This window comes from Neisseria sp. HMSC066H01 (assembly GCF_001837375.1).
GTDB lineage: Bacteria > Pseudomonadota > Gammaproteobacteria > Burkholderiales > Neisseriaceae > Neisseria.
In genome coordinates, this window is sequence record NZ_KV832193.1 from 118,963 (window position 1) to 144,300 (window position 25,338).

Sequence of the window (25,338 nt, forward strand, 5' to 3'; positions counted from 1 at the left end):
CCATATCCAACCGGCTTAACTTTAAAATAAAATATATGCCGTCTGAAAATTAAAAAGAATAAGGAAATGCAATATGTGGAATCTAATCAACGCCCCCGAAACTGAAATCTTCGGCATTGCCATTGCACTGATGGTTTTGCTCGGTGTGTTTGAAGTCATTTCCATGCTGGCAGGCGGTATTAGCGACTGGTTGGACAACCTGTTGCCCGACAGCCTGACCGAAACCGCGCACGCCGAGGTCGGATTAGATGTGGCGGACGCAGGCATATTCGTGCGTTTCCTGAGCTGGCTGTATGTCGGACGTATCCCGGTGTTGATGTTGATGGTGGTGTTTCTTGCCGTATACGGATTGACGGGTTATCTGTTTCAGACGGCCTTTGCCACTGTATTCGGCAGTTATCTGAATGGCACGCTGGCAGCAGTCATCGTTTGGTTTCTTTCCCTACCCTTAGTGCGGGTAACAGCTAGCGGTTTGTACAAAATTATGCCGAAAGATGAAACCACTGCCGTTTCGCAGGAAAGTTTAATCGGCCGCGTCGGCACGGTGGTGTTGGGCGAAGCTCGGGTAGGCAATGCGGCGCAGGTGCGCGTGAAAGATGCTTACGGCCAACAGCATTATGTGATGGTAGAGCCTGACTCTGAAGATGTATTAAAACAAGGAGATGCGGTATTACTGGTGTCGTTGGACGGAAATACATTTAAAGCGATTTTGAATCCGAGCGGCAGCTTGGTAGATTAAGGCCGTCTGAAACCGCTGATTTATCGATACGGGAAAAATAGATACTTTACCGCTCTATCCTCACTATCTAGAAATTTGAAATAACAATTAGCCCCCCTATTATTTCAACCCATATTTTTAACCCTTTCAGACGGCCTCTTTCCCTCAAAGCCTTCTGAATCCACCGCCCTCAAAGGCATATTAACAAGAAGAAAGGAAAAACCATGAACTTGGTCTCCATCGGCACCATCGCCGGCGTCATACTCGTCGCGCTAATTGTACTCGGCCTCATCCTGACCCGTCTGTACCGCCGCGCCAGCAAAGAAGTCTCATTTGTCCGTACCGGTTTCGGTGGCGAAAAAGTCATCATGAACGGCGGCGCGATGGTGCTGCCCGTGCTGCACGAAATCATCCCCGTCAACATGAACACATTGCGCCTCGAAGTGCGCCGCGCTGCCCAACAAGCATTGATTACCCGCGACCGTATGCGCGTTGACGTGATGGCTGAATTTTACGTCCGCGTCAAACCCAGCGCCGAGAGCATTGCGACCGCCGCACAAACGCTGGGTATGAAAACCATGTCCCCCGATGAGCTGAAAGACCTCGTCGAAGGTAAATTCGTTGATGCCCTGCGTGCTGTTGCCGCCGAAATGGCCATGGAAGAACTGCATGAAAAACGTGTTGATTTCGTTCAGAAAGTGCAACAAGTCGTGAGCGAAGACTTGTTTAAAAACGGCCTCGAACTCGAAACCGTCTCCCTGACCGGCCTCGACCAAACCAGCTTTGAGTTCTTCAACCCTCAAAACGCCTTTGACGCGGAAGGTTTGACCAAACTGACCGAAACCATCGAAGGCCGCCGCAAAAAACGCAACGAAATCGAACAAGACACCGACTTGGCGATTAAAACCAAAAACCTCGAAGCCGAGCAGCAACGCCTGAAAATCTCGCGCGAAGAAGAATACGCCAAACTCGAACAAGAGCGTGAAATTGCCGTCCGCCGCGCCGAACAAGAGGCCAGCATTGCCGAACAAGAATCTCAGAAAAAACGCGAGGCGGAAGAAGCGAAAATTGCCGCCGAACGCGAAGTGGATTTGAAACGCATTGCCGCCGAACGCGACATTAAAAACGAAGACATCCGCAAAGCCCAAGCCGTCGAGCAGGCAGAGGTTGAACGCCGCAAAGCCATCGAGTTGGCCGAGCAAGACCGCGCTATCGCCGTTGCCGAGAAATCGCGTGCCGAATCCGAAGCCAAAGCAGAGGCCGACAAAGCCCGCGCCGCCGCCGTTCGCGAAGAAGAGAGCGTGATTACCGTACGCGAAACCGAACGCGCCGAGCGTGCCAAAGCGGTCGAGTTGATTGCCGCCGAAGAAGCCGCACAAAAAGACGCGATTTCGCTCACCGTCGCCGCTGAAGCCGAAAAACAAGCTGCACAAGACCGAGCTGAAGCCGTGCGTATCGCCGCCGAAGCCGAAGCCGAGAAACAACGCCTGCAAGCCAAAGGTGAAGCCGATGCCAAAATTCTGTTGGCGCAAGCGCAAGAGCAACAATACAAGGTTGACGCCGAAGGTACCCGCGCCGTCAACGAAGCCGCCAACGTGCTGAGCGTCGAGCAGGTTGAAATGCAAGTCCGCCTTGCCCTCTTGAAACACCTGCCCGACATCATCCGCGAATCCGTCCGCCCAATGGAAAAAATCGAAGACATCAAGATTTTGCAAGTCAATGGTCTGGGTGGCTTTGCCGGTGGTGCAAACGGCGCGGAAGGTGCTTCAGACGGCCAAACCACACAAGCCAGCCTTGCAGACCAAATGGTCAACAGCGCCCTGCGCTACCGCAGCCAAGCCCCGCTGGTTGACGGCCTCTTGAAAGAGTTGGGACTGAATGGTGGCGACATCAACGGTCTGACCCAAGGACTGGATAAAAGCATCGACCAATCATAAACAGATACCGTCATAATGGTTTAAAGGCCGTCTGAAACAGGTTTTCAGACGGCCTTTTGTTTAGACAAGAACTTCCACAAATTCTAATATTTTCAATACTGACCAATTCAGATCTGTTGCGGTTGCAATTAATTAGGAATCATCCAACCTGCTTTTTGTGGTTAAAAAAGATTGAGTGGGCTATTTTTAGCCAAATAACAAGACTAACTGCTTTGACAATGATCCACCAACAATTGAGTCATAAAAACCAATTCTAGCGTTTCGATTTCAAACTTGCCATCTACTCGTCTATCGACATTTCAATATCAAGCCGCTTATCTTCAGGCAAATAAAAAAGCACAACATTTCGTTGTGCTTTTTCTTGATGAACCCACATTACTTGTTTTTTTGCGAACGAAGGTAGTCCAAAGTTTTCAGCTGGGCAATGGCTGCTGCCAATGCTTTGTGCGCTTCGGCCAGAGATTTATCATCTTTGGCTGCAGAAACACCTGCCTCGGCTGCTTTCTTAGCTTCTTCAGCACGCGCCTGATCCATTTCGGTACTGCGGACGGCGACGTCTGCCAATACGGTAATCTTATCAGGCTGTACTTCTAAAACACCGCCGGAAACGGCAACCAGCACTTCTTCAGCTTCACCCGGAACAGTCAAACGCAATGCGCCGGGGCGTACCAAACTCATAATCGGCTCGTGTCGTGGATAAATACCAAGCTCACCTTGAACGGTCGGAACCACCACGAAGCTGGCTTCGCCCGAATAGATGTTTTGCTCGCTACTGACCACTTCAACTTGCATGACGCTCATGCCGACCTCCTTAGTTTAAGGTTTTCGCTTTCTCAACTGCTTCTTCGATGCCGCCTACCATGTAGAACGCTTGTTCAGGCAGATGGTCGTATTCGCCGTTCAAGATGGCTTTAAAGCCGGCAATGGTATCGCGCAGGGCGACATATTTGCCTGGAGAACCTGTAAACACTTCTGCAACGTGGAACGGTTGAGACAGGAAGCGTTGGATTTTACGGGCACGCATTACAGTCAGTTTGTCTTCGTCAGACAATTCGTCCATACCCAGAATGGCAATAATGTCGCGCAATTCTTTGTATTTTTGCAGAGTGGACTGTACACCGCGCGCTACGTCGTAGTGCTCTTGACCCAATACCATCGGATCCAATTGGCGTGAAGTAGAATCAAGCGGGTCAACTGCCGGGTAAATACCCAAAGAGGCAATATCACGGCTCAATACGACGGTTGCGTCCAAGTGGGCGAAAGTTGTCGCTGGAGACGGGTCAGTCAAGTCATCCGCAGGTACATATACGGCTTGGATGGAAGTAATGGAACCGGTTTGGGTAGAGGTAATACGCTCTTGCAAACGACCCATTTCTTCAGCCAATGTCGGTTGGTAACCCACTGCAGAAGGCATACGGCCCAACAGTGCGGATACTTCGGTACCGGCCAAAGTGTAACGGTAGATGTTGTCAACGAAGAACAATACGTCGCGACCTTTACCGTTTTCGTCTTTTTCGTCACGGAAGTATTCGGCCATGGTCAAACCGGTCAAAGCAACGCGCAGACGGTTGCCCGGAGGTTCGTTCATCTGGCCATACACCATGGCTACTTTATCCAATACGTTGGAATCTTTCATCTCGTGGTAGAAGTCGTTACCTTCACGGGTACGCTCACCCACACCTGCGAACACGGACAGACCGCTGTGCGCTTTGGCGATGTTGTTGATCAATTCCATCATGTTTACGGTTTTGCCCACACCGGCACCACCGAACAGACCTACTTTACCGCCCTTAGCAAACGGACACAGCAAGTCGATCACTTTAATACCGGTTTCCAGCAATTCGGTAGTTGAAGACAACTCGTCGAATTTCGGAGCAGTTTGGTGAATGGCACGGCTCTTGTCGGTATCGATCGGACCTGCTTCATCAACAGGCGTACCCAATACGTCGACAATACGACCCAATGTACCTTTACCTACCGGCACAGTGATTGGCGCACCAGTATTGCTTACAGACATGCCGCGTTTCAGGCCGTCTGAACTACCCATTGCAATAGTACGGACAACGCCGTCGCCCAGAAGCTGTTGAACTTCCAGAGTCAGACCGTTCTCGTCCAATTTCAGGGCATCGTAAACATGCGGGATAGCGTCGCGTGGAAATTCCACGTCAACCACCGCACCAATAACTTGTACGATTTTGCCTTGGCTCATTATCGTATCCTAATTTCCTGTTCAGGCTTCAGACGGCATTAAACTGCCGCTGCACCTGCTACAATTTCTGACAATTCTGTGGTAATCGCGGCTTGACGCGATTTGTTGTACACCAAGCGCAATTCTTTGATGGCATTGCCTGCGTTGTCGGTTGCGGCTTTCATCGCTACCATACGCGCGGCTTGTTCAGATGCCATGTTGTCGCTCAATGCCTGATAAACCACAGACTCTAAATAGCGGCGAACCAAATATTCCAATACGGCGATAGGGCTCGGCTCGTAGAGGTATTCCCAAGTAAATGAAGAATGACCTGTTCCGTCGTCAATAACGTTTTCACCGATAGGCAGCAAAACTTCCATACGCGGCTCTTGGCGCATTGTGTTGATAAAACGTGAGTAAACCATATGGATACGGTCTAATTCATGTTTCTCATAACGTTGGAAGATTTCGGTCAAAGGGCCAAGCAACGCTTCCATTTTCGGGGTATCGCCCAAATTGGTTGCACTGGCAATAACGTTCAAACCGATGCTTTGGCATGCAGCCAAACCTTTACTACCCAGGCACACGACTTCGACTTCGATGCCTTGTTCCTGATACTCTTGAACTTGCGCCAAAAACTTTTTCAGTACGTTTGCATTCAAGCCGCCGCACAAACCTTTGTCCGAGGTAATCAAAATGAAACCGGCACGACGCACTTCGCGGTGTGGCTCCAACAATTTGATACCATGATCGGCATTGGTCTGTGCAAGATGGCTCATCACTGTACGCACTTTTTCGGCGTACGGACGCGCTAAGCGCATCCGGTCTTGAGTCTTCCGCATTTTAGAGGTCGACACCATTTGCATCGCTTTAGTGATCTTTTGGGTATTTTGAACACTACGGATTTTGGTGAGAATCTCTTTTCCGACTGCCATTTCAGACTCCTTTCATCTCAATACTTATGCTTGGTAAGCGTAAGAAGATTTGAAAGATTTCATGGCTTCGGTCAATGCTTTTTCGCTTTCGTCAGACATTGCGCCTGATGCATTAATCGCATCCAGAACCTCAGGATGTTGCGTACGTACGAAACTCAGGAATTCTGCTTCGAAAGCCAAGGCTTTGGATACCGGAACATCTGCGTAAGAACCGTTGTTGATCGCCCACAAAGTCAATGCCATTTCGGCAGTGTTCAATGTGCTGAATTGTTTTTGTTTCATCAATTCAGTAACCACTTCACCATGTTGCAGCTGTTTGCGTGTTGCTTCGTCCAAATCGGAAGCAAATTGGGAGAACGCCGCCAATTCACGGTACTGTGCCAACGCCAAACGGATACCGCCACCCAGTTTTTTGATGACTTTAGTTTGTGCCGCACCACCTACGCGCGATACGGAAATACCGGCATTGATTGCAGGACGGATACCGGCGTTGAACAAGTCGGTTTCCAAGAAGATTTGGCCGTCTGTAATCGAAATTACGTTGGTTGGTACGAATGCTGATACGTCACCGGCTTGGGTTTCAATAATCGGCAACGCAGTCAGAGAACCGGTTTTGCCTTTTACTTCGCCATTGGTCAGTTTTTCAACTTCGTTTTCGCTGACGCGGGCTGCACGTTCCAACAGACGGGAGTGCAGGTAGAATACGTCACCAGGATAGGCTTCACGGCCAGGAGGACGGCGCAGCAGCAGGGAAATTTGACGGTATGCAACGGCTTGTTTAGACAAGTCATCGTATACGATCAATGCATCTTCACCGCGGTCACGGAAGAATTCACCCATGGTACAACCGGAGTAAGGAGCAATGTATTGCAGCGCAGCGGCTTCAGAAGCAGTCGCAGCAACCACGATGGTATGTTCCATCGCGCCATGCTCTTCCAATTTGCGCACTACGTTGGCAATAGAAGATGCTTTTTGACCGATAGCCACATAGATACAGATAACGCCTGTACCTTTTTGGTTAACGATGGCATCCAGTGCTACGGCAGTTTTACCGGTTTGACGGTCACCAATGATCAGCTCACGTTGGCCACGACCAACCGGAACCATAGAGTCAATGGCTTTCAGGCCGGTTTGCATGGGTTGGTCAACCGATTTACGCGCAATCACACCCGGTGCGATTTTTTCAATTGGAGCAGTCAAAGTTGTATTGATTGGACCTTTACCGTCGATAGGACGACCCAATGCATCAACTACGCGGCCAACCAATTCGCGACCGATCGGCACTTCCAAAATACGGCCGGTACAGGTAACTGTATCGCCTTCTTTAATGTGTTCGTACTCACCCAACACTACGGCACCGACGGAGTCGCGCTCCAAGTTCATGGCCAGACCGAAAGTGTTACCGGGGAATTCGAGCATCTCACCTTGCATCGCGTCTGACAAGCCATGAATGCGCACAATGCCGTCTGTAACAGAAACAACGGTACCACGGGTACGCACTTCTGTATTGACGGACAGATTTTCGATTTTGGCTTTAATCAAATCGCTAATTTCAGCAGGATTAAGCTGCATGAAAACTCTCCTAATTTGTCATAGTCGCATACAAAGCATTCAGTTTGCCTTGTACGGACAAATCCAAGACCTGATCACCCACTTCTACTTTGATGCCGCCGATTAATTCAGGGGCAACTTTAGTTACCACATCCAATTTGCTGTTGAAGCGTTTTGTCAGGATATCGGTAACATCGGCCAGCTGCTGAGAACTGAGCTCATACGCGCTGTAAATTACTGCCGATTTCGTATTGTTGTGTATCAAGGTCAAATCTTGATATTGGGCATAAATTTCCGGCAATACCAGCAAACGCTTTTGCTCGGCCAAAACGGTAATAAAATTTGCCAATTCGACATTTTTGATACCTACAAGACCTTTGAGCGTTTCTGCCTTTTCGGAAGCTCCCGTTTCCGGCTGCTCGATGAAAGCAATGACTTTCTCATCCTGAACAACCGCTGCGAGTTCTTTCAGTTCGCCCAACCAAGACTCGATTTGGTTTTTTTCCTGAGCCAGACTAAACAATGCTTTCGCATAAGGTCTGGCAATCGTTGCGAACTCTGCCATAAGATTACAGCTCCTGTTTTAAGGCACTGAGCAGATCTGCATGTTTGGAAGCATCGACTTCTTTACGCAGGATAGATTCCGCACCTTTAACAGCCAATGAAGCGACCTGTTCGCGCAACACTTCGCGTGCACGGTTAACTTCTTGCTCTACATCAGCTTTTGCTTGGGCTGCAATGCGTGCTGCTTCATGAGAAGCTTGCTCTTTGGCTTCTTCTACAATTTTTGCAGCACGTTTTTCGGCGTTGGCAACCATTTCGGTTACCTGATTACGCCCTTCGGCCATAAGTTCTGCAACTTTTTTCTCTGCCTGCTCAAAATCGCTCTTACCGCGCTCGGCGGCAGCCAAGCCCTCGGCGATTTTTGCGGCACGCTCATCCAATGCTTTGGCAATCGGAGGCCATACGAATTTCATCGTAAACCAAACCAAGCCAAAGAAAACTAGGATTTGCGCAAATAAGGTTGCATTAATATTCACGTTACTTAACCTTCGTATCTGGGTTAATCAAACAGACGGCAAGCCTGTATCTGAACGGATCGCTCCGTCTTGATTACGCACCACTAAACGGGTTAACGAAGGCGAACAACAGGGCAATAGCCACACCGATCAAGAAAGCCGCATCGATCAGACCAGCGATCAAGAACAGTTTGGTTTGCAGCGGACCGATCAGCTCAGGTTGGCGAGCAGAAGATTCCAAGTATTTAGAACCAACCATTGCGATACCGATAGAGGCACCCAATGCGCCCAAGGCAACGATCAAACCACATGCGATAGCAATCAAACCCATTTTTAAACTCCTTAAAATAGTAAAGGTTAAACTACAAAAAACAAACTACGAAAAAACTACTTGATTAGTGTGCATCATGCGCCTGTCCGATATATACGAACGCCAACGCCATGAAAATAAATGCCTGCAAGGTGATGACCAAAATGTGGAAAATCGCCCAAGCCAAACCAGCAATCAGGTGGAACACAAATAAAATCGGATCCAAAGTTTCGACACTGCCGGTTGACGCCCATGCACCACCCAACAGAGCGATCAACAGGAACACCAGCTCGCCAGCATACATATTACCAAACAACCGCATACCGTGGGATACAGTTTTGGACAAAAACTCTACCAAGTTCAGCAGGAAATTGGCCGGAGCAAGCCACGGACCGAAAGGTGCGCAGAACAACTCGTGAATCCAACCGCCAAGGCCTTTGATTTTGACATTGTAGTAAATACAGATCAGCAATACGCCAATCGCCAGAGCCAAAGTCGTATTCAAGTCAGCAGTCGGTACGACGCGCAACAGGGCATGATGATTACCGGTAATGCCTTGCCATGCCATCGGCAGCAAATCAACCGGCAGCATATCCATGGCATTCATCAAGAGAATCCAGACAAACAAGGTCAGACCCAACGGGGCAACGGCTTTACGCGATTGTTCGTTATGGATAATGCTTTTACACATGTCATCCACGAATTCGAACAGAATTTCAACAGCCGCTTGGAAACGACCGGGAACACCGGCCGTCGCTTTTTTAGCGCCGCGCCACAAAAGGAAGCTGCCGATTACGCCCAACAGAACGGCAAAAAAGATTGCATCAAGGTTAATGAACGAAAAATCAGCAATGTTTTTCAGTCCTTGACCCTGAGTAACATCCGACATACTGGTCAAGCTTTGCAAGTGGTGCTTGATGTAGTCGGCAGCGGTCATAGTTTCACCTGCCATAGTGTTTTACTCTCAACAATACTAAAAAAACCAAATGACTGACGCCAAGAAACGCCAATAAAAATGGGTAAAATACCAGTGATCGATGCCATATCGCAAAAACGACCAACATAGATACCAGCGACAGCACTACTTTTAAAACCTCTCCGCCGATAAACATCGAACTTTGCAGATCGGGATTTCGTCGGGAAAACTTTAAAAGTAAAACTGCAACCAGGGTAGGCAAAATATACGAAAATCCTCCCGCCAAAGCAGAGAGGAAGCCGGGCAATCCGGAGAATAATGCACAAACAACTGAAATTATTAATAATACAATCACTTGCAATGGGACTATCTGATTCATTGTACTTTGTACCCCAAAAAGCAAGGCAGGCTAATATAATCAAGAAGTTTGTTAACGTCAAGCAATATGTTAATCTTTGTGAACCTTTCACAAGTAAATGATTAACACATATAAAACAAATCTTTGCTGGAATGGAGTTTAACACAAATTACATGTTGTTACATAGATTTTACAGAAGATTTTGATTTGTATTGTAAACATTTATACGCTCTACGCTTTTTCAAAAATTGAGGCCGTCTGAAAAGCTTTTTTCAGACGGCCTGTTCTGTTTATAAAGCCGTTAGAACGCTTGATTGATACCTAACTGCTTCAGCAAATATTCGAATGTTTCCGGCGTATCAAAATGCAGCACGATTTTGCCTTTTTTCTGATTGCTGGTTTTGACTTCGGCATTAACGCCCAAATGCTCGGTCAATGCATCATTGATGCGGCGGATATCCGGGCTGATGGTTTTGGCTGCTTCAGGCTTGGCTTTTTGATGCGCCAATTGGCTGCGGCGTTCTACTTCGCGCACCGACCAGCCGTTTTTGACGGCTTTTTGCGCCAATTCCAATTGGTCAACTACATGCAAGGTCAGCAACGCACGGGCATGACCCATTTCCAGACGGCGTTGGTAAAGCATTTCTTGAACCGGCTCAGGCAGGCTCAACAGGCGCAGGCTGTTGGAGATGGCGCTACGGCTTTTACCGACGGCTTTTGCAATGGTTTCGTGGGTTAGACCGAATTCGTCGGCGAGGCGTTTCAAACCTTGTGCCTCTTCAATCGGATTGAGGTTTTCGCGTTGCAGGTTTTCAATCAAACCCATGGCCAACGCGGTTTCGTCGCTGATGGTTTTGATGACGACGGGAATTTCGGTCAAACCGGCCAACTGGGAAGCGCGCCAACGGCGTTCGCCGGCAATCAATTCATATTGAGACAGACCACGTTCGCGTACGATAACCGGCTGGATAATGCCTTGTGCCTTAATAGAATCGGCCAATTCCTGCAAGGCTTCGTCATCCATTTGCACACGCGCCTGATAGCGGCCGGGCTGAATATCGGTGATGGCAACCGTTGTCAGGCGGTCGCTACTGCTGCTGTCCACCGCATTGGATATCAGCGAATCCAAACCGCGTCCCAATCCTTTTGCTTTTGCCATATTGTTTTCCCTTTCAGACGGCCTCAGTGTTGAAATGACGTATTCTATCGGATATTGCCGCTTTACGACAATTTGAATCACGATGATTTGACCCTTGCCGTTTATCTACGGAGCGAAACCGCAAACACACCCCTTAAAGCATTACTTAAGCGGATTTCTTCCGCATTTTCCAACATAGAACGCGTGATGCGGGTTTCTTTGATTGTATCCGCACCTAAAAGCCGCGGCTGCTTCAATACCGCTTGGCGCATCACTCCGTTCAAAATATCCAAATCCAAAGACGGCGTAAGCCATTGTCCCTGATATTTGATAAACACATTGCTTCTTCCACCCTCTAACAACAGGCCGTCTGAATTGAAAAACAAGGTGTCAAATGCGCCCTGCCCTTCTGCCGTTTTCCATGCTTGGTCAAAAATTTCACGGCGTGTGGTTTTGAAACGGCGCAAATAATCGCGTTGGCTTAATGTGTGTTCACTCAGGATGACGTATTGTTGTTCATCCAATTCAGAAACAGCCGCATGGCTCAATACAAGGCCGTCTGAAAACAAGGCTGCTTTGACTCTAAACAACCCATTTGGCAATGCATCTATATAATGTTGGATTTGCTCTATTGCATTTTGAGGCCAAGGCAGGTTAAGCGCTTGCGCCGAGCTGTTCAGACGGCCCAAATGCAAATCAAGCAAACGGCATTGTTTGTCTTCCACGCGCATGGTTTCAAAAATACCGAAATCAGGCCGTAATTCATTGATGAAGCGCGCCTTCCAACCGCACTCGCGATATTCGGCCTCAGGATCGCTATCAATCACAATCCCCGAACCTACGCCATAAACACCTTGATAAAGGCCGTCTGAAACCGGCTTCAGGGATAAGGTGCGGATCACGACATTAAATACGCCTTCAAACCCCAAACCCGTATCACACGGATGCAAAAAACCGATGCTGCCTGTGTACAAACCGCGCGGTTCGGATTCAAGGGACTCAATAATCTGCATACTCATGCGTTTGGGTGCGCCGGTGATACTGCCGCACGGGAAGGCTGCGCGGATAATATCGGCAACCGAAACATCAGCCAGCGCCTGCGCTTCGATGGCACTGGTCATCTGCCAAACACTGCCGAAACGGGAAACTTTAAACGGTTCAGGCACGCGTACTTTGCCTGTTTGCGCGATTTTGCCGAGGTCGTTGCGCAACAAATCGACAATCATCACATTTTCTGCGCGGTTTTTCGGGTCGTTTCGCAACTCAACCGCGCGGCGTTCATCTTGCCCATCGTGAAGAATCGGCGCAGTGCCCTTCATCGGCTCAGTTGTAATCAGGCCGTCTGAATCGATTTTGAGGAAAAGTTCGGGAGAGAAACACAAAGTCCACGCTTCCTGCCCTACCCCGTCGGGCAAACAAGACAAAACAGCATACGGCACAGGCTGGCGCAAGCGGCGGTAAAGTTGAATCGGATTGCCGTAAGTTTGCAGGTGCAGGCGTGCGGTGTAATTGATTTGATAGGTATCGCCGCGGCGGATGGCTTCGTGGATTTGACGGATATGCTCGAGATAATCGGCTTCGGATACGGAGAATCGGGGAGTGGAAATACCTGCCTCAAGGCCGTCTGAATGATTGGCCAGCCAGTTTTCGGCATCGATTTCGGAATAATCGGCAAACCAGTGTAAACGCAGACTGCCACTGCGGCCAGACGGAATATCCATCAGCGGCAACCCGAATTCGTAGTCTGCAAACAACACTGCATGCAAACCCTTTTTCCAGCCGGCTTGCAAAATACTTGTTAACGAATCCAGTTCGTTATGATAAAACCGATGGCTTTCTACATGATTTTGATAGAGTTTTGCTCGGCCGCTCACGGCATCGTCAAACAGGGCGAAATAAGGCATGATTGCTGTACAAATAGGCTGATTATACGCTGCTTTTACATAAGTTAGCAGACAAATTCAAAAAAAGCACTCAAATGTAATTTTATGTAGTCGAACGAGGCATAAAAGGGTAGAATCAAACCATACCACACTATATCATTTAAAACTTAATCGATAAGGAGACTTTATGGCAGACCACCAACTAGAACCGTTCGAAAATGTTGAACTGGGCGAGAAACAAGACCAGCTGCAAGTATTCGAAAAGGCTGTTTTGGAACACGAAGGACGCGGCACTGACGAGGATTCCAGCAGCGCACCGCTTCCTGCCAACTACCCGTACAAACAACGTATGCGCCGTTCTGTTTACGAAAAAGAAAAACAGAAGCTGCAAATCGAATTATTAAAAGTACAAAGCTGGGTCAAAGATTCCGGTCAGCGTATCGTCAGCCTGTTTGAAGGCCGCGATGCAGCCGGTAAAGGCGGTACCATCAAACGCTTTATGGAACATTTGAACCCCCGCGGCGCACGCGTTGTCGCACTGGAAAAACCGACCACTACCGAACGCGGCCAATGGTATTTCCAACGCTACATCCAAAACCTGCCGACCGCAGGCGAAATGGTATTCTTCGACCGCTCATGGTACAACCGTGCCGGCGTAGAACGCGTCATGGGCTTCTGCGAACCTAACGAATACCTGCTCTTCATGCGTCAAACTCCTGAATTGGAACGCATGCTTGTTGCCAGCGGCATCCATCTGTTCAAATTCTGGTTCTCCGTATCCCGTGAAGAACAACTCCGCCGCTTCATCTCCCGCCGTGACGACCCCCTGAAACACTGGAAACTGTCCCCTGTGGACATCCAGTCGCTCGACCGATGGGACGACTACACCGAAGCCAAAAACGCCATGTTCTTCCACACCCACACCGGCGACGCGCCTTGGGTCATCATCCGCTCCGACGACAAAAAACGCGCACGTTTGAACTGTATCCGCTACTTCCTGCACCAGCTGGACTATCCGGGCAAAGACGTGAAAGCCATCGGTAAAGTGGACGATAAAATTGTTTTGATTCCCGACACACGTTACAAAGAAAAAACCGTAGACATCGGACACGATTAATTCTTAAAGCATCAAAGGCCGTCTGAAATTTCATCTTTCAGACGGCCTTTTCTTAATCCTCGCGATTCCAGTACGTTTTTTGTGCGAATACCAATTTATTGTCAGTGAATTTCACACTGTCCAAATTCAACGCCCAGACATCACTTTTCATCACCCTGGCGGCAGGATGCGCTTTGTAAAATAAAGACTGCGCCGCTTTCAAATCCGCTTCATCTTCAATCAAAGCGGCAGTCGCCGCAAACTGAACACCGCTGATTTTCGTGATACTGTCAGGCTGACCGGCGATGGTGCCGGCTACTTTGACAGAACGGCTCATCAGTCCGCCATGCTTTGTTTTCAAAGAAGTCAGCACAATCAGGCGGGCATTGGCTTCATCAAACACATAAAAACAACAAGCCGCCCAAACTTCGCCGTCTGCCGCAGCAGCAATACTAACGACATGATGATTGCTCAAAAATTTAACGATATTGGCAGGAATCGCTTGCATGATTTTTATCTTCTTTCTCAGTGTATTAATTTATTTTCAGGCCGTCTGAAACATCAGCCCTGCCAGCGCGGCGCATCGGTTTGAACAATACCGAACAAGTCCAAAGCATGAGACACGCTGTGCGTAATCATATCATCAATGGATTCGGGCTTCTGATACAGAGCCGGAACGGGAGGAAACACTATGCCGCCCATCTCTGTTACACGGCGCATATTGTCGATGTGTGCCAAGTTTAACGGCGCTTCACGCACCATCAACACCAGCCTGCGCCGCTCTTTCAACGTTACATCCGCCGCACGGCTGAGCAAATTATCGGCAAACCCATGAGCAACCGAAGCCAAAGTTTTCATTGAACACGGCGCAATCAACATTCCGTCCGTCAAAAACGAACCGCTGGCAATACTTGCCCCGACATTACGGACAGAATGCACGACATCCGCCAAAGCATAAACGTCTTCTTTGGTGTAATCCGTTTCCAAAGCACGGGTCATCTCCGCCCCTTGCGAAACCACCAAATGCGTTTCTACCTGATGCTCGCGCAAAAGCTGTAAAGCCTTCACGCCATACTGAAAACCGCTGGCACCGCTGATGCCGACAACCAAACGCTTCATTGTATTTCCCTGTCTCGGCCTAAAAATAAAGGAAAGGCAGATTCTCAAGACGAAAAAATAACCGCTAAAAAGCGGTTAGATTTTCTAATGTGGTGCCGACAGCGAGATTTGAACTCGCACAGCCTACGGCCACTACCCCCTCAAGATAGCGTGTCTACCAATTCCACCATGTCGGCATAAATCAAATTGTCTTACTGCTGCTGAGGATTCGGAGCAACAGGAGTTGTATTGTTTTGTGCAGGCGTTGCAGGCTTAGGAGCCTGTTGGGTCTGCTTCACATCGCTGAAGTCTAAACCGTGCTTATTGGAGTGGGTGTGAATATACACCATTGCCATGCAGGTCGCAAAGAAAAATGTTGCAGCAACGGCAGTCGAGCGGCTGAGGAAGTTGGCATTACCGGCAGAACCGAATACGCCTTGCGCGCTACCGCTGCCGGAACCGAATGTTGCGCCGGCATCCGCACCTTTACCGTGTTGCAGCAATACTAACACGATTACGAATAGAGCGGAAATAATATTAATAATCCAGATAAGGGTTTTAAAGGCTTCCATATGTTTTCTACGAGGCTTGTGCTGCGTTGATGATGGCGGTAAAGGAGTCATATGATAATGACGCGCCACCAACCAATGCGCCGTCTACATGAGGTACTGCGAAGATGTCGGCTGCGTTATCCGCTTTCACACTTCCGCCGTAAAGAACGCGGATTTTAACATCGCTTCCGCACAAAGACAAGATTTCTTTGTAGATAAATGCGTGCATGTCGGCGATTTGTTCGACGGTGGCGACTTTGCCTGTACCGATCGCCCAAACCGGCTCATAGGCAACGGCGATGTTTTGGGTGTTCAGACCTTGCAGGATGGAAAGCTGGTGGGCAATGACTTCGTGTTCTTTACCGGCTTCGCGCTCTTCCAGGCTTTCGCCGACGCACAACAATGGAATCAGGCCGACGTTGAGGACGTTTTCCATTTTGCGGCGTTGGATTTCGTTTTTCTCGCCGAAATAAAGGCTGCGCTCGGAGTGGCCGATGAGGACGATGTCTGTACCGATGTCGGCAAGCATTTCGGCGGACACTTCGCCGGTGTACGCGCCGTTATTCGGAAAACGGCTCACGTCTTGCGCACAAGTCAAGATGCGGTTGTTCAAAACGATTTGCATGGCGTTGTGCAGTTGCAACAGATACACGGTCGGAGCGGCCAGGCCGATTAATACGCGCTCGGCGGTTGGCATGACGCGGAAGCGGTGCATAAGTGCATTGTTGTTTTGGAGTCGGCCGTTCATTTTCCAGTTGCCGATAACCCATTTTTGATCCCACATTCCGATTTGGTGATACATCTTTATTGCTCCGTGTGTTGGTTGTTGCTTGTTGTAGCGTGGTGTAATGTGAAAGTTTAGTGGATATATGTGCGCTTGGCAATTATTAACAAGCCTCGGGGCCGTCTGAAAGATGGCACACTCTCCGACAAGGATTTATAATGTATGTTTCGATAAAATTAAGAATTGAACGGAGCACAAATATGGACTTTGAAAAAGCGCGTTTCAATATGGTTGAACAGCAGATTCGTCCGTGGGATGTCTTGGATTTCGACATTTTGGATGCTTTGGAGGAAATCGGGCGCGAACATTTCGTCGGCGAGGCTTTTCAAGGCTTGGCCTATGCGGATATGGAGCTGCCGCTGGCCAACGGCCATAAGATGTTGGAACCCAAAGTCGTTGCCCGCCTGGCTCAAGGTTTGAAACTGAAAAAAGACGAAACCGTCTTAGAAATCGGTACAGGCTCAGGCTATGCAACCGCCCTACTGTCCAAACTGGCCGGCAAAGTCGTCACCGACGACATCGATACCGAGCAGCAGCAACGCGCCAAAAAAGTCTTGGACGAATTGGGCTTTGCCAACGTCGATTATGTGCAAAACAACGGTCTGACCGAAGCATCGCAAGGCGCGCCTTTTGATGCGATTTATGTGGGCGGCGCAGTAGACAGCGTGCCTGAAATCTTAAAAGAGCAATTGAAAGACGGCGGTCGCATGGTCATCATTGTCGGCCGCAAACCGGTACAACACGCGCTTTTGCTGACACGCAACGGCAATGAGTTTTCCGAAAAAGTATTGTTCGACACCGTCGTGGCCCACTTGGAAGACAAATCGGCCAATCCGTTCGGCGATTTCGATTTTTAAACAACAGGCCGTCTGAAAATTCAGACGGCCTCATGCTTTCATACCCTACCCTATGACCGACATCATCCAACTCTCGCCTACCGAATTGAAGCAATGGCAGGACGAAGGCCGCGCATTTCATCTGCTCGACGTCCGCACCGATGAAGAACGCGCCATCTGCACCCTGCCCGCTGCCATTCATATTCCGATGAACCTCATCCCCCTGCGCCAAAACGAGCTGCCCGACGATGATTTACCCATCGTCGTCTATTGCCACCACGGCATCCGCAGCCTGCACACGGCAATGTATTTGGAAGACGCCGGATTTGAAAACCTCTACAACCTGCAAGGCGGTATTGATGCTTGGGCGGAGCAAATCGATGCCAAGATGATGCGGTATTAAATTGCTTTTATGAATAAAAGGCCGTCTGAAATTGGGTTTCAGACGGCCTTTGCGATTATTTCACAAACCGTGCATCTGCCATAAACGGCCGTGTAGCGGCTGGCTTGGCCGAATAGAAGCGGGAGAAAGTGCTGTCGATTTTGGTTTGTATCGGTTTACCGTCCAATGTTGCCGACGCTTCCAATTTCACGCCACCGCCACTGGTTTCGCCCAATTTCATATTTGGGAACGTCAGTTTGGCAATATTGAGTTTCACATTTTCCACTTTGGTATCGGGAGACATCAGCTGCTTGCCGACCGGACGGATTTTTTCACCCTCATCATGAGGCGCGGCACCACCGTTATCGTCAACCACGCCGATATTAATTAATCGGGCAGCTGCCAAATCCATCTTGCCGTTTTTAACCGGAATACCGACAAACAGTTTTACACCGCGATGAATGAACGTATTGTCCCGCCACTGAGTTTGGCCCTCTCTCGGCGGTTTGGTTTCCGCCGCCACCGAATAAGTACGGCCCATAATCATCAATTTATAGCCCGGAATTTTTTTCGAACCCAATCCATCGGCAATATCTTCAACCAACTGCGGCGCAGTCAAATCTTCATTTGCCAAAATACGGGCCGATGTTTCTGCCAGATAAGCAGGTTTGCCGTCTATGGCCAATGCTTGTTCATGGCCGAAATCAGCTGCAAATGCAGGTATGGCAGCTAAGGCGGCCAATGTCAAAATACCGATGCGTTTCATCGCTTACTCCTGATGTAGAATATGGTTAAACTATTTATCCGAAAAACTCGGACAAATTTTAAACAAGACCATATTATTCTATAAATGATATAGATTATCAACAATATTTATAATACGGACAATATAAAGGCCGTCTGAAAACCAAGTTTCAGACGGCCTTTTAATCTACTTACAACCTTCTATCAGCCTGTAAAGCGTTTGAATACCAATGTGCCGTTGGTACCGCCAAAACCGAAGGAATTAGAGATGGCAACGTCGATTTTCGCGTCGCGCGCTTCGTTGGCGCAGTAATCCAAATCGCAACCGGCTTCAACGTCTTGTTCAAAAATATTGATGGTCGGTGGAGATTTTTGCTCGTGTACCGCCAACACGCTGTACAACGCTTCCACGCCGCCTGCCGCGCCGAGCAAGTGTCCGGTCATGGATTTGGTAGAGTTGACGATGACTTTGTGCGCGTGATCGCCCAGTGCGCGCTTGAGGGCTTTGGTTTCGTTGGCATCGCCCAGCGGAGTGGACGTACCGTGTGCGTTGACGTAATTAACGTCTTCGGGATTCAGTCCGGCATCTTTCAGCGCGCGGGTAACCGCCAATGCAGGGCCTTCTTCGTTAGGCGCGGTAATGTGGTAGGCATCGGAGCTCATACCAAAGCCGACGATTTCGGCGTAGATTTTCGCACCGCGTTTTTTCGCGTGTTCCAATTCTTCCAACACCAGCACGCCAGCGCCTTCGCCGATAACAAAACCGTCACGGCCTTTGTCCCACGGACGGGAAGCGGTGGCAGGGTCGTCGTTGCGGGTGGAAAGGGCTTTCATCGCAGCAAAACCGCCCACGCCCAAAGTGCTGATCGCGCCTTCCGCACCGCCGGCAATCATCACATCCGCATCGCCGTATTTAATCAGTCGTGCAGAGTCGCCGATGGAGTGTGCGCCGGTTGTACAGGCAGAAACCATGCCGTAGCTCGGGCCGCGGTAGCCTTTGAGAATGGTGACGTGGCCGGAAATCAGGTTAATCAGCGAACCCGGAATAAAGAAAGGATTGATTTTGCGCGCGCCGCCTTCGATAACGGCTTTGCCGGTCGCTTCGATGCTCGGCAGGCCGCCGATACCGGAGCCAATGTTGACACCGACGCGGTCTTTGTCGAGGGTTTCCAAATCATCCAAGCCTGAATCGTTGATGGCTTGCAGGGCGGCGGCGATACCGTAGTGGATAAACACGTCCATACGGCGCGCTTCTTTCGCGCTGATGTATTGGCCGATGTCGAAATCGCGCACTTCGCCGGCGATTTGGCTGTTGATGTCGGATGCGTCAAAGCGGGTAATCCGTCCGATGCCGCTTTTGCCTGCGAGCAGATTGCTCCATGCGGTGGCGACGTCGTTGCCGACCGGTGATACTTGGCCAAGACCTGTGATGACTACTCTTCTCTGACTCATGATAATCTCGCTGTTGGTTGTCGGGATTTTCGCGGCAGCCTTGCTCTTTTTCTTCGTGAAACGGGCAAAACTCATGCCGTCTGAAATTTCAGGGGTTTAATAATAAGGTAAAAGCCTCTATTGCGATAGCGCAGCAGAGGCTGGATGTTTGGTGCGACCGATTAGCCTTGGTGGGCGTTGATGTAGTCGATAGCCAATTGTACGGTAGTGATTTTTTCAGCGTCTTCGTCAGGGATTTCGCAGCCGAAAGCTTCTTCCAAAGCCATCACCAGTTCTACGGTGTCCAGAGAGTCGGCACCCAAATCGTCTTGGAAAGAAGATTCGTTTTTCACTTCGGCTTCGTTTACGCCCAGTTGTTCAGCAACAATTTTTTTAACTTGTTGTTCGATGTTTGACATGTCAGTCGTTCCTTTTCGCCTTGCGGCAGGTTGTTTAAGAGAAATAATTCGTCGGTATTGTACCGAATTCGGATAGAGTTTTCCATCTAATCCTGCATTTTAGCACAGATTATTCAGTAAAAACCTGTTGTTGCGCATATTAGCATAGGCTGATTTTAACCTACAAGCAGGAAATTGTTTTTATTTGATATCATAGGGTTAAGTTTTATTATCATGAGTCGCGGCCGTCTAAAAATCCTAATTTCGGCTTCTCAAACGGCTTTAATGCAATTTCAAATATTTCCTCCAATTATTTTTCCAAACTGCCCACATCATCCGTCTCACGATATTCCAGCCCGTCCAATGCCGCAAAATGCCGCTTGCCGCATTCGATTTTCAGCCTCTCATTTTGGCGTAGTTTGTCCGTATCCACACCAGCCTGAATGCCTTTGCCAGTATTTTTAGTTTCTGCAACAAAGTACACTTTGCCCTGAACCTGTTTTACCACTGCCCAATCGGGATTGTAATTGCCCAGTGGGGTAGGGATTTTGAACCAGCCTGGCAGTTTGAAATAAAACGCTACACCGCCTTCATGGTCAGCATCATAATGCTCGCAATCGGCGGCAAAGTTTTTTTCCGTTCCGGAATCCAATGGGATATAGTTTTCGCAAATGGTTTTTTGCGGATTACTTACTGCAAATGTAAAGCTGTTCTCATAAAACTCAATACCTTCACGCACCATATTTTCCAACAGCTTTTGGTCATACACTTTGCCGGTTTGTTCATACTCGATTCCTGCCGCCATCAATGCGTACAGGCTGCGGTTTACCGCTTCGGCAGCAAGGTCGATGAAGCGTTGCGGATTACCAGCTACATCTTTCAGACGGCCTGACTGTGTGATGATTTCGTACACCGTGCGCCGCGTCAGCCCCGTCTTTTTTTGAATCTCGCCGAGTATGTCCGGAATCTCCCATTGAACGTCCATTTCACGGCTGCGGCTGGCAATTTCAACTGTTTCGATACCGTAGGTTTGTGATTGTTTTAATTGCGCCTTGCGGACGCGGATTCTCGGCTTTTGGATTTCTGGCAAGTTTGCTACTGCCTCCGAAGCTTGTTTAATCAATTCTTCCGTATCAAAGCGCACGCGGTAGCGCGTTTTGTATTTCAACCTCTCCCAAATTGCCTGAAATTCAGGATCGAGCGGAAAATCTTTGCGGAATAGCTGTTTTTTCTTCTTATTGCCGTCCTTGATGTTTTCGGCGGCAAATTTAATACCGCATTCATCTTCGTATTCCTTTTGCAGGTTGGCGGCAAACGATTCGTAGCTTTCGTTCGGCACCACAGTCAGTATGTTCACTTTTTCATCGCGCACGCGCCGTCCTTCCTGATTGACTGCTATACGCAGCCCGCGCCCGATTTCCTGCCGCTTTTTCAGCGGCGAGCGGGTTTCGTTGAGCGTGCAGATTTGGAATACATTGGGGTTGTCCCAACCTTCTTTCAGCGCGGAATGGGAAAAGATAAAGCGCAGCGGGCTATCAAAGGAAAGCAGGGTTTCCTTGTCTCGCATAATGAGGCGGTAGGTATCGTTGTCCGCCTGCGTTGTGCCGTCGGTGTTTTTCAGACGGCCTTTCTTGTCTTGCGAGAAATAGCCGTCGTGTACACCTGCCGTATCGGTATTGCCTGCAAGCTCTCGATAGATTTCTTCAAACCAAAGGGCAAACTTGCCTGCTGTTCCATCTGCTGTGCGGTAATTCTCCACACGATCGATGAAAAACAGCGACAACACCTTAATCCCCAGCGGATTCAGCCGTTTCTCCTTCGCCAAATGCTCCCTTACCGTTTCGCGGATTTGGTTTTTCATGATTTCATCGCGCACCGCATCGCCGTCTCCGCCTCGCGTAATGGTTTTACCGCTTGAGAACGCCAATTCCTGCTTATCGAAATCCATGCCGTCAATGATGAAACCGTGGCGGTAGGCTTCGTTGCCGCCCGATTTTTCAAACAAATCGTCTCCCGATTTGACGGATACCTTTTTCTTCTTGGTTTCCTTTTTATCCTGATAATGAATGTTCAAATCGGCTTTCAGACGGCCTTTGGCCGCCTGCTTTACTTCCAGCAGCTCCGCAAATGCGCCGTTCACATCGTTTTCCGCCAATACCGGCAAAACTTCGATTTGCTTTACCAGCTTCAAATTGTATGCCTGCACGGGATTCAGACTATAAACCTTGTGGTACGGTTTTTTATGCGTTGCCGAATAGCGCAGGGTAAAAAGCGGATTGAGCGATGCCAAAGCTTTCAGACGGCCTTCCGTTTCCATATTTTGCGGCTCGTCGATAATGACGATAGGACACGTTTCCTGAATAAACTTAATCGGTGCTTCCCCGCTTTCGTTTACCTTGTTGATAACGTTTCCATCTTTTTCAAACGACTGGATGTTGATAACTAAAATCTCGATGTGGTCGTTTACCGCAAAAGCGCGCAAGTCCGACAGCCGGCCGCTTGAATATTCCGAATAACGCATCACGGGCCTGTCGAACACCCCGTCAAAATGTGCCTTCATAATTTCCAGGCTTTTCAATACGCCTTCGCGTATCGGTACGCTCGGTACGACAATGACAAATTTTTTCCAGCCGTAGAGCTTGTTCAATTCGTAAACCGTACGCAGATAGACATAGGTTTTGCCTGTACCCGTTTCCATTTCCAGGGAAAAATTCAGCCCGTGCGCGCCAATTTCCGTTTCAGGCTGTCCGTTTTGCTTTTGTACTGCATTCAAATTTCGGCCTAGCGTTTCCCCATCCAAATCCAAGCCGTTTCCTACAAACCGCCCCGTCCCCTGACTGGTCAAATCAAATGTCCGGGCATGGTTCGGCTGCCCTGCAAAAAGATTCGCAACGGCATTTACCGCATTAAGCTGATAGGGCAGTTCTTCAAATTTCAGTTCCATCGTTTTCTCCCTACACACACTCGAACATCACGCCCGCGTCCTTCATCTGCAACACAGTATTGCTTTTGAGCGCGTCGTCGTCCTCAAACAGCCTGTCCAAAACCGCCACCTTGACGGGGTGCTTCTCCAGCACGGCATCAATCAAACCCTGATCCACGCGTTCCAGCAGGAAAGCGTACAGCCCGCCCGTATCCTCGTCTTCCACGAAATACACGTCGTCTGAAAGCGAAACCTTGCAAGTCAGCTTCAAGCCCATACGCAGCATCAATTCGTAGAGCAGGTTTTCAGACGATGTTTCAGACAGCACGGAATCGATATTCAACAACAATTCACCTTGTAGGCTTTCGGCATCGGTGCCGGCGGGCTGCCGCCATTGTTTGAAACCGCTTTCGGCAAGTTTGAAGACTTTAAAGCCCGTATCTATTTTCGATCCGTCTTGAAGGCCGTCTGAAATCTGCCTGCCCGCGCGGCGGATACGCTCTTTGCCGATTTCGGCAATCGTGTTGAAACCCGCCTTGCGCGCTTCGGACTTTTCGTCGGTTTCTTCGGGAAGCTGGACACAGATGAAACGGCGGCTACCGCCGTCTTCGGCATTAAGCTGCATCACAGCATGGGCGGTAGTGCCGCTGCCGGAGAAGAAGTCTAGGATTAGGTCATTTTGATTAGCTGTAAAAGCAAAAAAATGGCACAATAATTCAACAGGTTTTGGATTGGTAAAAAGTTGTGTTAATTCAAATAATTCCTTTAAATCATATGCTCCTATCCTTCCATCCAAATCAAATACGCTTGATAACTTTTCTGAAAATTCATGAGCATATACTTTTAATTCAATAATCTTATTGTGATCTTTACCAAAAAGGATTTTATTGTTTTTTAATAGTGAGTCCATTGTGTCTTTGGGAAAACGGTATCCCATTAACGGTTGTTTACACGGTAAGCCAGTTTCAGGATGAATCACATCATATCTATAGCCTTCTTTGCCAGGGTTATGTACACTTTGGCTTCCTGTGTAAACTCCTTGTTCGTCAATATATTTATACCTGTCTAATTTACCTAATTGGTGTTTATTATCTTTAAACCATATCTGATATGCCTTTTTCGCCTCTTCTAGATTAGAAGAATTAGATAAGATTTCATGTCCAGTGTAAACTAATTTTTCTTTTATATCAGATAGTTGACTTTTCCAGACACTGTTAATAGACACTCTATTTTTACAATATGCAACGATAAATTCATGTTCAATAGCTATATTTGTTGGGTTGTTATCAGTGGCATTTTTCCAAATAACTCCACCTAAAAAATTCTCCGCCCCAAACACTTCATCACATAACAATTTCAACTGCGCCTGTTCATTGTCGTCTATCGAGATAAAGATTACGCCGTCTTCGCGCAGCAGGGTTTTCGCCAGATGCAGGCGCGGCAGCATCATGGAGAGCCAGTTGCTGTGGTAATGGCCGCTGTCTTTGCCGTTTTTGCGCCACGCGCCTTGGAATACGCCGTCGCGCTTCAGGTAGCCTGCGTCGTCGGTATCGCCCACGCGGCGGGCGTATTCTTCGCGGCTTTCGGAGAATTTGTCGGGATAAATAAAGGAATCGCTGCCGGTGTTGTAGGGCGGGTCGATGTAAATCATCTTCACGCTGCCGGCGTAGGCTTTTTGCAGGATTTTCAGGGCTTCGAGGTTTTCGGCTTCGATAAACACGTTTTGCGTGCTGTCGAAATCTGTAGATTCTTCTTTACAGGGAACGAGCGTGCGGGAAGTGGGGCTTTGCAGGTTGAGATAGGCGGCGGTTTTGCCCGCCCAATCGAGTTGATAACGTTCGCCCGCACCGGCAAGGTTTTCGGCGCCGAGAACGAGTTTGAGCTTTTCAAAGTCGACTTGGTCTTCGCAAAAGACTTCGGGAAAGATTTGTTTGAGTTTTAATATGTTGTTTTGTTTGAAATTATTTTCTAAATCGTGTATAATTTCGGTTCGGTTCGGTTCGGTTCGGTTCGGTTGCCATAATTACGTCTTCCATCAATGATTACTTACGAAGTATCCATTTTATCGGGATATGTTGAAAGTTAAAAGAAAAGAAGGCCGTCTGGAAAACTTTAATATTCGTTTTTCAGACGGCCTTCTTT

The 25,338-nt window shown here is 48.7% G+C and carries 26 protein-coding genes and 1 tRNA gene; 6 read left to right on the plus strand and 21 right to left on the minus strand.

All coding sequences use genetic code 11. The annotated features are described in order from the left end of the window. Positions 1-73: 73 nt before the first annotated feature. Both HMPREF2551_RS02995 and HMPREF2551_RS03000 read left to right on the plus strand, forming a co-directional pair. Entirely contained in the window at positions 74-739 is a 666-nt protein-coding gene (locus HMPREF2551_RS02995; protein WP_070837069.1) for a YqiJ family protein, read from the plus strand. A gap of 203 nt (positions 740-942) precedes the next feature. Continuing rightward, the gene (locus tag HMPREF2551_RS03000) at positions 943-2,655 is read left to right on the plus strand and encodes a flotillin family protein (RefSeq protein ID WP_049323103.1); all 1,713 of its coding nucleotides are present in this window, start codon (positions 943-945) and stop codon (positions 2,653-2,655) included. 375 nt (positions 2,656-3,030) lie between these two features. Here HMPREF2551_RS03000 and HMPREF2551_RS03005 read toward each other — a convergent pair whose 3' ends face one another. From HMPREF2551_RS03005 to HMPREF2551_RS03050, 11 genes are all read right to left on the minus strand, one after another. Then, positions 3,031-3,456 (minus strand): F0F1 ATP synthase subunit epsilon, encoded by a 426-nt coding sequence (locus HMPREF2551_RS03005; RefSeq protein ID WP_036492070.1) that lies wholly within the window; start codon positions 3,454-3,456, stop codon positions 3,031-3,033. Positions 3,457-3,466: 10 nt separating this feature from the next. Beyond that, positions 3,467-4,864 carry a F0F1 ATP synthase subunit beta gene (gene atpD, locus HMPREF2551_RS03010; RefSeq protein ID WP_003748111.1) on the minus strand — a complete coding sequence of 466 codons (1,398 nt, stop codon included), beginning with the start codon at positions 4,862-4,864 and terminating at the stop codon, positions 3,467-3,469. A gap of 38 nt (positions 4,865-4,902) precedes the next feature. Beyond that, positions 4,903-5,778 (minus strand): F0F1 ATP synthase subunit gamma, encoded by an 876-nt coding sequence (gene atpG, locus HMPREF2551_RS03015; RefSeq protein ID WP_003748108.1) that lies wholly within the window; start codon positions 5,776-5,778, stop codon positions 4,903-4,905. Positions 5,779-5,802: 24 nt separating this feature from the next. Further along, positions 5,803-7,350, minus strand: a complete 1,548-nt coding sequence (gene atpA, locus HMPREF2551_RS03020; protein ID WP_003748105.1) for a F0F1 ATP synthase subunit alpha — start codon at positions 7,348-7,350, stop codon at positions 5,803-5,805. A 10-nt stretch (positions 7,351-7,360) separates the two neighbouring features. Beyond that, complete coding sequence (locus tag HMPREF2551_RS03025; protein WP_003683778.1) at positions 7,361-7,894, minus strand: F0F1 ATP synthase subunit delta; 534 nt, start codon at positions 7,892-7,894, stop codon at positions 7,361-7,363. A gap of 4 nt (positions 7,895-7,898) precedes the next feature. Next, entirely contained in the window at positions 7,899-8,369 is a 471-nt protein-coding gene (locus HMPREF2551_RS03030) for a F0F1 ATP synthase subunit B (RefSeq protein WP_003708446.1), read from the minus strand. A 73-nt stretch (positions 8,370-8,442) separates the two neighbouring features. Next, positions 8,443-8,679, minus strand: coding sequence for a F0F1 ATP synthase subunit C (gene atpE, locus HMPREF2551_RS03035; RefSeq protein ID WP_004519005.1), 237 nt, complete (start codon positions 8,677-8,679; stop codon positions 8,443-8,445). A gap of 64 nt (positions 8,680-8,743) precedes the next feature. After that, positions 8,744-9,610: a F0F1 ATP synthase subunit A gene (gene atpB, locus HMPREF2551_RS03040; protein WP_003748099.1), complete on the minus strand. Its 867-nt coding sequence runs from the start codon at positions 9,608-9,610 to the stop codon at positions 8,744-8,746. Beyond that, the gene (locus HMPREF2551_RS10200; RefSeq protein WP_049331704.1) at positions 9,600-9,953 is read right to left on the minus strand and encodes an ATP synthase subunit I; all 354 of its coding nucleotides are present in this window, start codon (positions 9,951-9,953) and stop codon (positions 9,600-9,602) included. Before HMPREF2551_RS10200 ends, atpB begins: the two co-directional genes overlap by 11 nt. Before the next feature lie 280 nt (positions 9,954-10,233). Then, positions 10,234-11,091, minus strand: a complete 858-nt coding sequence (locus HMPREF2551_RS03045; protein ID WP_070837071.1) for a ParB/RepB/Spo0J family partition protein — start codon at positions 11,089-11,091, stop codon at positions 10,234-10,236. A gap of 101 nt (positions 11,092-11,192) precedes the next feature. After that, positions 11,193-12,974 carry a bifunctional chorismate-binding protein/class IV aminotransferase gene (locus tag HMPREF2551_RS03050; protein ID WP_070837073.1) on the minus strand — a complete coding sequence of 594 codons (1,782 nt, stop codon included), beginning with the start codon at positions 12,972-12,974 and terminating at the stop codon, positions 11,193-11,195. A gap of 166 nt (positions 12,975-13,140) precedes the next feature. On the opposite strand from HMPREF2551_RS03050, the gene ppk2 reads away from it, so the two are divergent. After that, positions 13,141-14,070 carry a polyphosphate kinase 2 gene (gene ppk2 / locus HMPREF2551_RS03055; protein ID WP_036492084.1) on the plus strand — a complete coding sequence of 310 codons (930 nt, stop codon included), beginning with the start codon at positions 13,141-13,143 and terminating at the stop codon, positions 14,068-14,070. 52 nt (positions 14,071-14,122) lie between these two features. Here the strand turns inward: ppk2 and HMPREF2551_RS03060 are convergent, their stop codons facing one another. From HMPREF2551_RS03060 to tpiA, 5 genes are all read right to left on the minus strand, one after another. Then, positions 14,123-14,557 (minus strand): PNPOx family protein, encoded by a 435-nt coding sequence (locus HMPREF2551_RS03060; RefSeq protein WP_070837075.1) that lies wholly within the window; start codon positions 14,555-14,557, stop codon positions 14,123-14,125. A gap of 53 nt (positions 14,558-14,610) precedes the next feature. Further along, positions 14,611-15,168 (minus strand): UbiX family flavin prenyltransferase, encoded by a 558-nt coding sequence (locus HMPREF2551_RS03065; RefSeq protein ID WP_049323108.1) that lies wholly within the window; start codon positions 15,166-15,168, stop codon positions 14,611-14,613. 90 nt (positions 15,169-15,258) lie between these two features. Then, positions 15,259-15,344, minus strand: a tRNA-Leu gene (locus HMPREF2551_RS03070). 15 nt (positions 15,345-15,359) lie between these two features. After that, positions 15,360-15,719: a preprotein translocase subunit SecG gene (gene secG / locus HMPREF2551_RS03075; RefSeq protein WP_036492092.1), complete on the minus strand. Its 360-nt coding sequence runs from the start codon at positions 15,717-15,719 to the stop codon at positions 15,360-15,362. 7 nt (positions 15,720-15,726) lie between these two features. Continuing rightward, positions 15,727-16,500: a triose-phosphate isomerase gene (gene tpiA / locus HMPREF2551_RS03080; protein ID WP_003748082.1), complete on the minus strand. Its 774-nt coding sequence runs from the start codon at positions 16,498-16,500 to the stop codon at positions 15,727-15,729. A gap of 182 nt (positions 16,501-16,682) precedes the next feature. On the opposite strand from tpiA, the gene HMPREF2551_RS03085 reads away from it, so the two are divergent. Together HMPREF2551_RS03085 and HMPREF2551_RS03090 are read left to right on the plus strand one after the other, a co-directional pair. Further along, entirely contained in the window at positions 16,683-17,339 is a 657-nt protein-coding gene (locus HMPREF2551_RS03085; protein WP_070837077.1) for a protein-L-isoaspartate O-methyltransferase family protein, read from the plus strand. Positions 17,340-17,391: 52 nt separating this feature from the next. Next, the gene (locus tag HMPREF2551_RS03090) at positions 17,392-17,721 is read left to right on the plus strand and encodes a rhodanese-like domain-containing protein (RefSeq protein ID WP_070837079.1); all 330 of its coding nucleotides are present in this window, start codon (positions 17,392-17,394) and stop codon (positions 17,719-17,721) included. A gap of 55 nt (positions 17,722-17,776) precedes the next feature. Here the strand turns inward: HMPREF2551_RS03090 and HMPREF2551_RS03095 are convergent, their stop codons facing one another. The 5 genes from HMPREF2551_RS03095 to HMPREF2551_RS10205 form a co-directional block, all read right to left on the minus strand. After that, entirely contained in the window at positions 17,777-18,466 is a 690-nt protein-coding gene (locus HMPREF2551_RS03095; RefSeq protein ID WP_049349410.1) for a hypothetical protein, read from the minus strand. 182 nt (positions 18,467-18,648) lie between these two features. Next, positions 18,649-19,896, minus strand: coding sequence for a beta-ketoacyl-ACP synthase II (gene fabF / locus HMPREF2551_RS03100; RefSeq protein ID WP_070837325.1), 1,248 nt, complete (start codon positions 19,894-19,896; stop codon positions 18,649-18,651). Between the two features lie 161 nt (positions 19,897-20,057). Then, positions 20,058-20,294, minus strand: a complete 237-nt coding sequence (acpP, locus tag HMPREF2551_RS03105; protein ID WP_003679644.1) for an acyl carrier protein — start codon at positions 20,292-20,294, stop codon at positions 20,058-20,060. 289 nt (positions 20,295-20,583) lie between these two features. Beyond that, positions 20,584-23,217, minus strand: coding sequence for a restriction endonuclease (locus HMPREF2551_RS03110; protein WP_070837081.1), 2,634 nt, complete (start codon positions 23,215-23,217; stop codon positions 20,584-20,586). Positions 23,218-23,227: 10 nt separating this feature from the next. Further along, positions 23,228-24,847, minus strand: coding sequence for a site-specific DNA-methyltransferase (locus HMPREF2551_RS10205; RefSeq protein WP_283122404.1), 1,620 nt, complete (start codon positions 24,845-24,847; stop codon positions 23,228-23,230). A 24-nt stretch (positions 24,848-24,871) separates the two neighbouring features. Here HMPREF2551_RS10205 and HMPREF2551_RS10480 point away from each other — a divergent pair, with 24 nt between their 5' ends. After that, on the plus strand, positions 24,872-25,138 hold the full coding sequence (locus HMPREF2551_RS10480) for a hypothetical protein (protein ID WP_168167195.1): 267 nt from the start codon (positions 24,872-24,874) through the stop codon (positions 25,136-25,138). Positions 25,139-25,338: the final 200 nt, after the last annotated feature.

Bases quoted from the DNA above. Each gene is read 5' to 3' on its own strand.
- HMPREF2551_RS02995 (WP_070837069.1), top strand. From the start codon at position 74: ATGTGGAATCTAATCAACGCCCCCGAAACTGAAATCTTCGGCATTGCC.
- HMPREF2551_RS03000 (WP_049323103.1), top strand. From the start codon at position 943: ATGAACTTGGTCTCCATCGGCACCATCGCCGGCGTCATACTCGTCGCG.
- HMPREF2551_RS03005 (WP_036492070.1), bottom strand. From the start codon at position 3,456: ATGAGCGTCATGCAAGTTGAAGTGGTCAGTAGCGAGCAAAACATCTAT.
- atpD (WP_003748111.1), bottom strand. From the start codon at position 4,864: ATGAGCCAAGGCAAAATCGTACAAGTTATTGGTGCGGTGGTTGACGTG.
- atpG (WP_003748108.1), bottom strand. From the start codon at position 5,778: ATGGCAGTCGGAAAAGAGATTCTCACCAAAATCCGTAGTGTTCAAAAT.
- atpA (WP_003748105.1), bottom strand. From the start codon at position 7,350: ATGCAGCTTAATCCTGCTGAAATTAGCGATTTGATTAAAGCCAAAATC.
- HMPREF2551_RS03025 (WP_003683778.1), bottom strand. From the start codon at position 7,894: ATGGCAGAGTTCGCAACGATTGCCAGACCTTATGCGAAAGCATTGTTT.
- atpE (WP_004519005.1), bottom strand. From the start codon at position 8,679: ATGGGTTTGATTGCTATCGCATGTGGTTTGATCGTTGCCTTGGGCGCA.
- atpB (WP_003748099.1), bottom strand. From the start codon at position 9,610: ATGGCAGGTGAAACTATGACCGCTGCCGACTACATCAAGCACCACTTG.
- HMPREF2551_RS10200 (WP_049331704.1), bottom strand. From the start codon at position 9,953: ATGAATCAGATAGTCCCATTGCAAGTGATTGTATTATTAATAATTTCA.
- HMPREF2551_RS03045 (WP_070837071.1), bottom strand. From the start codon at position 11,091: ATGGCAAAAGCAAAAGGATTGGGACGCGGTTTGGATTCGCTGATATCC.
- HMPREF2551_RS03050 (WP_070837073.1), bottom strand. From the start codon at position 12,974: ATGCCTTATTTCGCCCTGTTTGACGATGCCGTGAGCGGCCGAGCAAAA.
- ppk2 (WP_036492084.1), top strand. From the start codon at position 13,141: ATGGCAGACCACCAACTAGAACCGTTCGAAAATGTTGAACTGGGCGAG.
- HMPREF2551_RS03060 (WP_070837075.1), bottom strand. From the start codon at position 14,557: ATGCAAGCGATTCCTGCCAATATCGTTAAATTTTTGAGCAATCATCAT.
- HMPREF2551_RS03065 (WP_049323108.1), bottom strand. From the start codon at position 15,168: ATGAAGCGTTTGGTTGTCGGCATCAGCGGTGCCAGCGGTTTTCAGTAT.
- secG (WP_036492092.1), bottom strand. From the start codon at position 15,719: ATGGAAGCCTTTAAAACCCTTATCTGGATTATTAATATTATTTCCGCT.
- tpiA (WP_003748082.1), bottom strand. From the start codon at position 16,500: ATGTATCACCAAATCGGAATGTGGGATCAAAAATGGGTTATCGGCAAC.
- HMPREF2551_RS03085 (WP_070837077.1), top strand. From the start codon at position 16,683: ATGGACTTTGAAAAAGCGCGTTTCAATATGGTTGAACAGCAGATTCGT.
- HMPREF2551_RS03090 (WP_070837079.1), top strand. From the start codon at position 17,392: ATGACCGACATCATCCAACTCTCGCCTACCGAATTGAAGCAATGGCAG.
- HMPREF2551_RS03095 (WP_049349410.1), bottom strand. From the start codon at position 18,466: ATGAAACGCATCGGTATTTTGACATTGGCCGCCTTAGCTGCCATACCT.
- fabF (WP_070837325.1), bottom strand. From the start codon at position 19,896: ATGAGTCAGAGAAGAGTAGTCATCACAGGTCTTGGCCAAGTATCACCG.
- acpP (WP_003679644.1), bottom strand. From the start codon at position 20,294: ATGTCAAACATCGAACAACAAGTTAAAAAAATTGTTGCTGAACAACTG.
- HMPREF2551_RS03110 (WP_070837081.1), bottom strand. From the start codon at position 23,217: ATGGAACTGAAATTTGAAGAACTGCCCTATCAGCTTAATGCGGTAAAT.
- HMPREF2551_RS10205 (WP_283122404.1), bottom strand. From the start codon at position 24,847: ATGATTTACATCGACCCGCCCTACAACACCGGCAGCGATTCCTTTATT.